Genomic DNA, 1,173 nt, shown 5'->3' on the forward strand with positions numbered 1-1,173 from the left:
TTGCAACTATCGTTGAGTAATATCGACTTTAGTTAATGCAATAAGCATTGTGAAAAAGGCCATTCTCTAATAAAGAGCGTGGCCTTTTTTAATGCCTGAAATATGAGACTGGATAGTTCAGTGTGGAAGTACATCCATGTAGCGGCGCCCATCGCGCATCCATGCGTTCACCTCCTCATGCTGCGAAGCGGTGGTGACTCCAGGCTTCCTGCCTTACGCTCTTCGAGCCAGCGTAGCTGTTCAAAAATATTCCAGATATTTTTGTCGTTCATTCGTCGCCCTTGCGCAAAGGAAATGTCAGTGCAAGCACTGTGTCATTATCCTTTGCACGATAGCTGCGAAGCGGTGGTGACTCGAGGCTTCCTGCCTTACGCTCTTCGAGCCAGCGTAGCTGTTCAAAAATATTCCAGATATTTTTGTCGGTCATTTGTCGCCCTTGTGCAAAGGAAGTGTCAGTGCAAGCACTGTGTCATTATCCTTTGCACGATAGGTGGCATTCTCTACAAGGTAATGTTGGTGCTTGAAGCTACAATCGTAGAGTAATCTACAGATTGCAGTAACACTGTGAGAAAGGTCGTTTCCTTGTAAAAGGTGCGGCCTTTTTTCATGCCTGAAAGATGAGAGAAGTAACGGGTTCAGTTAAATTGGCTCATTTCACCTTTTTGAAAGGGGAATATCTGTTCAAAAACATATCAAAAAACGTCTCTTTGATTGTATTTTGTCCGAACGCGCCGTTTTTCTCACTTTTCTTCAAAAAAGGGGTTGCGCTGGGTTTCGATTTCCCTATAATGCGCATCCACCGACACGGGGTGCTCGCTACGAAGTAGAACGCTGAAAAGCAATGAGCCAAGTGACGGGAAAGCCAAACGGAAAGCTTAATTAAGAAAAATTAAATTTTCTAGTTGACTTTAAAAGTGAAGCGGTTAATATGGCGCTCCACTTCGCAGCAAGGCTGCGGTAACTGACCAAGGTTAGTTACTTTGTTCTTTAAAAATATGAAGCAATCATCTGTGTGGGCACTCGTACAGATTGAGTTCTAACAGCGGATTTCAGTTTACTGAATGACGCACAAAAATTTAGAGTCTCAATTTCTTATGAGTGACTAACATAGTCAATTTATACAGAATTCATTGAGCACGAATCTTCGGATTCAAAAAAACTTTTAATTGAAGA

General features: G+C 42.5%; 1 protein-coding gene. It reads right to left on the reverse strand.

Annotation, left to right across the window (positions count from 1 at the left end):
• Nucleotides 1–268 precede the first annotated feature (268 nt).
• Nucleotides 269–427, reverse strand: a complete 159-nt coding sequence (locus tag TW77_RS25330) for a hypothetical protein (protein ID WP_156158748.1) — start codon at nucleotides 425–427, stop codon at nucleotides 269–271.
• Nucleotides 428–1,173 lie beyond the last annotated feature (746 nt).

Origin of the sequence: Pseudoalteromonas rubra, from assembly GCF_000967655.1 — a bacterium.
In the GTDB taxonomy this organism is placed as follows: Bacteria; Pseudomonadota; Gammaproteobacteria; order Enterobacterales; family Alteromonadaceae; genus Pseudoalteromonas; species Pseudoalteromonas rubra_A.

What these genes read in the sequence shown, in the direction of transcription:
- TW77_RS25330 (WP_156158748.1), bottom strand. Translation starts at nt 427, where the DNA reads ATGACCGACAAAAATATCTGGAATATTTTTGAACAGCTACGCTGGCTC.